This window comes from Longibacter sp. (genome assembly GCF_051155795.1).
GTDB lineage: Bacteria > Bacteroidota > Rhodothermia > Rhodothermales > Salinibacteraceae > Longibacter.
The window spans coordinates 55,039-61,982 of the sequence record NZ_DAXETW010000008.1; the positions used below are offsets into that span (position 1 = coordinate 55,039).

At 62.0% G+C, this 6,944-nt stretch carries 6 protein-coding genes; 1 reads left to right on the forward strand and 5 read right to left on the reverse strand.

The window, feature by feature from the left end; genetic code table 11:
- Nucleotides 1–272: 272 nt before the first annotated feature.
- The 3 genes from otsB to fsa form a co-directional block, all read right to left on the reverse strand.
- Nucleotides 273–989, reverse strand: a complete 717-nt coding sequence (otsB, locus tag ACFCU0_RS01600) for a trehalose-phosphatase (RefSeq protein WP_434971908.1) — start codon at nucleotides 987–989, stop codon at nucleotides 273–275.
- A 144-nt stretch (nucleotides 990–1,133) separates the two neighbouring features.
- Nucleotides 1,134–2,504: an alpha,alpha-trehalose-phosphate synthase (UDP-forming) gene (locus tag ACFCU0_RS01605; protein WP_434971909.1), complete on the reverse strand. Its 1,371-nt coding sequence runs from the start codon at nucleotides 2,502–2,504 to the stop codon at nucleotides 1,134–1,136.
- 370 nt (nucleotides 2,505–2,874) lie between these two features.
- A complete protein-coding gene (gene fsa, locus ACFCU0_RS01610) occupies nucleotides 2,875–3,552 on the reverse strand; it encodes a fructose-6-phosphate aldolase (RefSeq protein ID WP_434971910.1) in 678 nt (225 codons plus the stop codon).
- 259 nt (nucleotides 3,553–3,811) lie between these two features.
- On the opposite strand from fsa, the gene ACFCU0_RS01615 reads away from it, so the two are divergent.
- A complete protein-coding gene (locus ACFCU0_RS01615) occupies nucleotides 3,812–5,107 on the forward strand; it encodes a GlmU family protein (RefSeq protein ID WP_434971911.1) in 1,296 nt (431 codons plus the stop codon).
- A 26-nt stretch (nucleotides 5,108–5,133) separates the two neighbouring features.
- On the opposite strand, the gene ACFCU0_RS01620 is transcribed toward ACFCU0_RS01615, so the two are convergent.
- Together ACFCU0_RS01620 and ACFCU0_RS01625 are read right to left on the reverse strand one after the other, a co-directional pair.
- Nucleotides 5,134–5,922, reverse strand: coding sequence for a J domain-containing protein (locus tag ACFCU0_RS01620; protein WP_434971912.1), 789 nt, complete (start codon nucleotides 5,920–5,922; stop codon nucleotides 5,134–5,136).
- Nucleotides 5,923–6,164: 242 nt separating this feature from the next.
- A partial coding sequence (locus ACFCU0_RS01625; RefSeq protein WP_434971913.1) for an isocitrate/isopropylmalate family dehydrogenase occupies nucleotides 6,165–6,944 on the reverse strand: 780 nt, incomplete at its 5' end.

Sequence of the window (6,944 nt, forward strand, 5' to 3'; positions counted from 1 at the left end):
ATAGCAAAGCCCCCCGCGGCGGTACCGAGAGGGGCGACAGTCCTGCACAACGAGTCGATGAACTCAGTGCGAGCCCATGCCACCGGCAGCAGACATCCCCCTCCCGAGGATCGGGAAACAGCAACAACACGGGAGGACGGCGGTGAGCATAGTCTCGGGACTGCGACAGTTTGTCGACGTTGTTCAGGTACCGTGTACCACGACCTACCCCGGCAATTGTTCACGGGCCGCGAACGGCTGCGATCCGTCGCGGTCGATCGGCCGACATCGTTTCAATTCTCTTCACCAACATCTACATATGTCCTCAGATAGGCGACGACCTCGTCCGGCCCTGCAAGACGATAGGCCGCCCCCGTGGGTTCATCCCCGACCTTGACGGTCACGGCTTCCCGGTCCAGTTCGTGCAACGCATCGAACGCATCTTCGTCCGTGACATCGTCACCGATGTAGACGGACGTCCTGTCCGGGTATTCTTCACTGATTCGGAGCACGGCCGTGCCTTTGGTCCAGCCTTTCGGCCGGAGCTCGACGACCTTTTTCCCCCAAATGGCCTCCAGCATCTCCGGGATGGTGTCCGTCCACGCACGGAGACGTTCGCGTGCCTCCTCTTCATCGGACGCGTGCCGATAGTGGACCGCGAACGCCTGGCTCTTGTCCTCCACCCGGATCCCGTCGAGGGAGGGAAGCGAGGCACGTAGCGAGGCGATGGCGTCGGCCGCTTCGTCCGAGACGAGGTACTCCACCTCTCGACCGATCACGCCGGACTGGGCGCCGTGAAGCCCGATCGCACGCAGGGGCCGATCGATGAACGAGGAAAGCTGGGCAATATCGCGTCCCGTGACGATCCATACCGGATAGGCGTTGTCGAGGACCTCCAGGATCGGCGGAATCGCCGGATGGGGCATCGCCTGGTCCGGGTCCTCGACGATCGGGGCGAGGGTCCCGTCGTAATCCAGGAAGAAAAGGGGGGCTTCGACCGTGGGAGGCATGGTAGAGCGATCATGTCGAAAAACAAGAAGGACAGATGGAGGCCCGTCGGGGCGCGGAGCCTTCGGCCAACCCGCGCGCAATCGGGCACGACGGGGACCGCGTAGAGCCCGGGAGACAATCCGTGCAGCGACGACCGGGCGTCCTTACGCGGGGGTCGTGAAGGAGTCCAAGAAGCGACCCGCCCACCGGTGGACGTCCAGTTCGTCGACCGACGTCTTCAGCGAGGTGAGCCGGCGACGGCGCTCCTCATCTGGCATTTCGAGCGCACGCTTGATCGCGCCGGCGAGCCCGTCCTGATCGTACGGGTTGACCTGTATCGCTTCCGGCAGGAGATACGCCGCTCCGGTAAGCTCCGACAGGATCAGTGCCCCGCTCTGCGTGGCGGTGATGAACTCCTGGGTGACGACGTTCATGCCGTCGCGAAGCGGTGTGATAAGCGCCGCATCGGCCGCCCGGTAAAAGGCGCAGAGCTCAAACTGTGTGTATGTGCGATACCGATAGTTGACGGGCACCCAGTTGTCGCGGGCAAACTGCCCGTTGATCCTACCGACGGCCTCGTCCACCTCCCGCTTGAGCTGCTGGTACGATTCGACCTTCGTGCGGCTCGGCGTGGCGATCTGATAGAAGCTAACCTTTCCGTGGTACTGCGGATTCTCTTCGAGAAACCGCTCAAATGCGGTCAGCCGCGAGAGAATGCCTTTGGTGTAATCAAGCCGGTCGATACCGATAACGATGTTCTGCGTGCCGAGCCGGTCGCGTAGTTTGGCCGCTTTCTGTTTCACCTCATCGGTGGCCGACATGCGCCGGAACCGGTCGACGTCGATGCCGATGGGATGGGCTTCGACGCGCGTCGTTTGCCCGGTGTAGGTGACCGTGTCCTCTGTCACCTCAGCATCGAGCAGCACCTCCGCACTCTCGATAAAATTGTCGACGTACTCCTGCACGTGAAATCCGATGAGATCGCAGCCCAGCATGCCGCGAAGAAGCTCGCGGGACCAGGGTAAGATGCGAAACACCTCCATGGCCGGCCAGGGGATGTGCCAGAAATGCCCGATCGTCGCGTCGGGCCGTTCCTCGCGTATGTGGCGGGGCGCGAGCATGAGATGGTAATCCTGGATCCAGATGATCTCTCCCGGGTCGTCAGGACTCTCCTCGAGCACGGCCTGGGCAAAGCGCTCGTTGACGCTTCGGTAGGTGTCGATGAACTCGTTCTTGAGCTCCAGATGCTGGATCAGGTAGTGCGACACCGGCCAGAGCACCCGGTTCGCCATCCCGTAGTAGTAGTTCTCCAGCTCTTCCTCGCTCAGGGGAACGCGACGCACGAGAAAGTCGGGATCATCCTGCGGATACGGTTGCCGGACGGGCAATTCCGCGTCCTCACCCATCCCGACCCAGACGCCTCCCTGCTGCTCAAGGACCGGAAGAAGCGCCGTAGTAAGCCCGCCAACGGAAGTTTTCCATCCATCATCGGTCTGCCGAATGGGGACACGGTTCGCAACGACTGTAAGACTCAAGGTCGAAAATTCCCTAAGGAGCGAGGACAAAAGGACGTTAGACACACGAATCGTATTTCGCCCGCGCGGATCGGTTCGTCGCGATCCCGCACGTCGTCTCATCTTTACAATAGCATATTTCACGCAGGATCGGCGATGAACGTCCGGGAGAACGGATCCTCACGTTTCATTCCCGCGCCTTCGCCTACCCTGCTCGCTCCACCGCCCGACCTTCTGCGGTATAGCACGTCGCAACGATCGCCTGGGATGCGGTCGCGGAAAGAGAAGCCGACCCACTATACCGCATTTTAAGAGAAAAGGGTTCGAAGCGATCGCTCCGAACCCTTTCGCTCCGTGAGTCACGGAACCAGCGATGTCCGCGTGCGCAGTCCTACTTCGCCATGCCCGCCTCCGCCTTCCGCGATGCCTCGTAGTCTTCCCAGTCATCGAGGAAGCGCTCGAGACCGCGATCAGTGAGCGGGTGGTTCAGCAGCTTCATCATCGTGTCAAATGGCATCGTCGCGACATCTGCGCCGGCGAGTGCGGCACGCTTCACGTGTGTAGGATGCCGGATGGACGCCGCCAGAACCTCGGTTTCGAAGCCGTAGTTGTCGTAGATCTGGCAGATCTCCTCGATCAGTTCCATTCCATTGGACGAAATATCGTCGATCCGGCCAATGAACGGACTGATGTAGTTCGCCCCCGCTTTTGCCGCGATGAGCGCCTGAGTCGGCGAGAAGCACAGCGTACAATTCGTGCGGATCCCCTCTTCGGAGCACGCTTTCAGCGCTTTGATCCCCTCCTTGATCAGGGGGATTTTGACGACGACGTTGTCGGCAATCTGTGCCAGCGTCCGGGCCTCATCCATCATCCCGTCGAATTCGGTCGCCGTGACTTCGGCGGACACGTCGCCGTCCACGATATCGCAGATCGTGAACACATGCTCGTGAAAGTCGATGTTGCCCTCCTTCTTGACGAGCGAAGGGTTGGTCGTGACGCCATCGAGGACGCCCATATCGTTGGCTTCTCGAATCTCCTCGAGGTTCGCCGTGTCGACGAAGAATTTCATATCTTTCAGTCCGTTCCGTTGGATAAATGCGTCCGGTGCGAAGGCACTTCGATGTCCTACTGTCTGTCTACGGAGTGTCGACCTGTAGGTTTTTCGGAAATCGGATGTGGATGTCCTGATGTGGATATCCTGACGACCAGGAGGCGGCGAAGAGATGGAATAACGCCCTCCCGTGTCCGGAACCATCGCGGTGCCTTAAGCGCTAGCCGTCATAGCCGCGTGAATTCTTCTCTGCCCATCGCCCCGGTGACCCGTGTCCATGCAACTCTGCCTTTTCGAGGATGACCGCGTGCCTCATCTCCGTCCTCTTGTTGAAACCCGGCCGGCGTTCGACCTTCGCCTCGGCATCCGATCGATCCTCGAAACCACGCAGTACGAGGTACACGCAGATTCAGGAAGCATCGTCCTGCACAGCCGTCCGCAGGTAGCGCCTGTGACGAAGCGCGAGCATCCGGAGATGCTCGTCCCCGCCGCCGGCGATTCGCTTCCGGACGACGGAGCCGACATGCTATTCATCAATGGCCGCTTTGTGGCCGACGGTGCTGCGCTCAGACATATCCTGGATGCCGTCCAATCTCGTGATCGCACGATCGCATTCACCGCAGGCAACGCGGTTGTCGCCGCCTGGCTGCCCGACGCGTCCCTTCCGACGGATCTCTTCGATCGGACCGACCTGACCCCGTTCCTCGCCGACCGGCCGACGGAGAAGGTTGCCGGTGCCCGGCTAATCGGACAGGCATGGGACCTGCTGGACACGATCGGCCCGGCCATCGAGCGGGATTTTCAGGCGCTCCTGCCGTACAACATTTTAGACAACATATACGACCGGACGGACGCCGACGTCCATTCGAGCGTCATCGCGACAGCGCCCGAAAATATCTACGTCGCGCCGGGGGCATGCGTGAAGCCCGGTGCCATTCTCGACGGATCCGGCGGACCGATCTATCTGGATGCGGGATCTACCGTCTACGAGCAGGCCGTCGTCAAGGGACCGCTGTACCTGGGGAAAAAGTCGCAGATCAAGGTGCAGGCCGATATCGCCGCATCCGCCATCGGAACGTGGTGCAAGGTCGGCGGCGAGGTGCATGACACCGTTTTTCATTCTCTGTCGAATAAGGGGCACCAGGGCTTCCTCGGGCATTCCTACATCGGCCGCTGGTGCAACCTCGGCGCTGACACCAATACCTCGAACCTCAAGAACGACTACGGCTCCATCGCGGCATTCGACCCGGCGGTCGGCGACGTCGTCGATACAGGGCGCCAGTTTGCCGGGCTGTTTATGGGCGACCACTCGAAATGCGGGATCAACACCATGTTCAACACTGGCACCGTGGTCGGGACGGGCTGCAACATTTTTGGGGGCGGTTTTCCGGCTCGCTACGTGCCTCCCTTCTCGTGGGGCGGGCCGGACAGGGGCTTCGTGCCGTATCGCATCGAGAAAGCACTGACGGTTGCAGACACCGTCATGCGCCGGCGCGGCACGGAACTGGATGAGGCGGAGGCAACCCTTCTCCGCCGAATTCACCGCCAGAGCATGGAGGAACGATCATCCTGACAGGCGTTGATCGTCGCCGGCGTCGGTCACTCTGTGGCCTCCGAGGCAACCATCGTCGTGCGGACGCCGTCGATCGTCCGGGCGAACCGGTGGACGGCGGTTGCCGGCAGGTCGGTGTCGGACAAATCGATCACAATCCGGACCTCACCACTTGCCCGGCTGACCCGCTGGATCACCGGCTTCTGCGGGCGAATCCCCTCCCCTGCCCGTGGCGCAACCCGCAACTCGACGGTATTCCGCTCCGCGTCGGCCTCCAGGCGGTGAACATCCCCCCAGTGTACGCGGGCCCACGGATGGCCCTCCACGTACACGGTCACATCGTCGACCTCGAAACGGACCTCATAATCGGAGGCTTCGTCCTCCAGCGAATGCGCTGCCAGCAGGGCAAGCGCGCTGGCCAGAACGACCGCGCCCACGATCACCCAGGTGGTCGACTCCGCATCGTTCAGCTCCCAGAGCCCGGCCATTTCCATCGCGACGAAAATGGCTGCAGCGATAATGCCCACGAGGACCCGCCACGCGGCGTACGCCATGCACCCCGCATCGAGGCGCGGCGCGGCCGTCAGACCCGTACTGCGGACGTACGAGGTGCGTTGCCGGTCGTACGCCTGCTTCGCCTCCTCGTCCGACAACACCTCGTACGCCTCTCGAATCCGCCGGAAACGGTTTGCAGCCCGCGGATCGTCGGGGTTGCGGTCGGGGTGCGTCTTCTGCGCGACGTCTCGATACGCCTTCCGGATCGTCCGGCGCGAGGCCGACGCGGGGACGCCGAGGCGCTCGTAATAATCAGACGAGGACGGATCGAAATCGGGCATCGGCACGGGAGGGGACCAGCAGCAGACTCAATGCGGCTCCTACGACGAGGCGCGGCGATGGATCGCACTGGACCGGGAATCTACCAGACTGCACACATTTCCGGCTCCGACGGTCGTGGCTCATCACACCAACCAGGATCATCACACGAACAAAACGCCCCCGGCTACTGGAGCCGGGGGCGCTGAATCGTTCTCAGCCGCGTTCGATACAGCGTAAACAACGTGCGATCATCTCGGGCGGATCACTGTCCCTGACCGAGCGAATAGGCGCGCTCGCCGTCGAACGAATACAGGTGCTCCGTTTTGATCACGTCCCAGCCTGCGCTGTGAAGGGCCGCGAGCAGGTCGAGAATCGCCGAGAACGTGGTGGTCTCGCCGTCAGCGGGGAGGAAGCGGCAGCGCCAGTGGTCCGTGCAGAACGTTTCCGGCAGCCCGTCCGGGTACACCTTAACGCCACGGTTGGTGATCATCTCCAGCGTCCACCCACAGGACTGCGCCGCCATCGACAGACCGATGCCGATCGTGTCGGGATCGCGGTCGTGCTGATCCCAGTCAACGAACACATCGATCCCCTGCAGTGCTTTCTTCTCCTTCGGTCGCTCCGAGAGGGAGACGGTAACGCCGCCAGACTTGTACTGCACCGGACGAAGCTGACTCGGGGTCTCGCCGAGCCGCTCAATGACGGCATTCGTGAACGCCGTCGTCCCCACCTCCCGCGTCGACAGTCCGTCGCGATAGATGTCGGCTGAATGGATACCGTCCTCCAGCGTTTTCAGCCACGCATTTTTGATCGTCTGCGCAACCTCGGACGCCCCCACGTGCACCAGGAGCTGCGTGGCGGCTACAAGCAGGCCGGAGGGGTTTGCCACCCCCTTTCCTGCGATGTCCGGCGCCGAGCCGTGCACCGCCTCGAACATGGCGATCTTTGATCCAACGTTCGCCGAGCCTGCGAGCCCGACCGAGCCGGCGAGCTGGGCGGTAATATCCGAGATGATGTCGCCGTACAGATTCGGCGTCACGAT